General features: G+C 43.6%; 1 pseudogene. It reads left to right on the top strand.

The features are described from left to right. A pseudogene (locus tag U3A58_RS21740) lies at window positions 1-511 on the top strand (alpha/beta hydrolase); the annotation flags it as partial.

Below are 511 nucleotides of genomic sequence, written 5' to 3'. Positions count from 1 at the left end.
CTATTGTATCCTGAGCGGGTAAATAAAGTGATCAACATGGCTTTGCCCTATCAAGCGCGTGGAGAAAGACCATGGATTGAGTTGATGGAAGAACTAGTGGGAGGAGACTTCTATTTTGTTCACTTCAATAGACAGCCTGGAGTAGCGGATGCTATAATGAATGAAAACGCATCCCGGTTTCTGCGTAACATATTCCGCAAAAACACACCTCAATCACCACCTGAGCCCGGAATGCTAATGATCAATCTTGCAAGAGCAGAAAGACCACTTGGGGAGCCCTTGATGGATGAGGACGAACTGGCTGTTTTTATCTCTGCTTTCGAATCATCAGGGTTTACAGGAAGTATAAATTGGTACAGAAACCTTGATAGAAACTGGTACTTACTGGCGGAGGCAAACCCGATCATTCATCAGCCGACCCTTATGATATATGGTGAACAGGATACGATTCCAAAGTCTGGAAATCTAAAAGATTTCGTTCCTAATGTGGATGTTGTTAGACTGGATTGTG

This window comes from Algoriphagus persicinus, assembly GCF_035156415.1.
In the GTDB taxonomy this organism is placed as follows: domain Bacteria; phylum Bacteroidota; class Bacteroidia; order Cytophagales; family Cyclobacteriaceae; genus Algoriphagus; species Algoriphagus persicinus.
The sequence above is the reverse complement of the archived record's forward strand: the minus strand, read 5'-3'. Positions and strand labels throughout refer to the sequence as shown.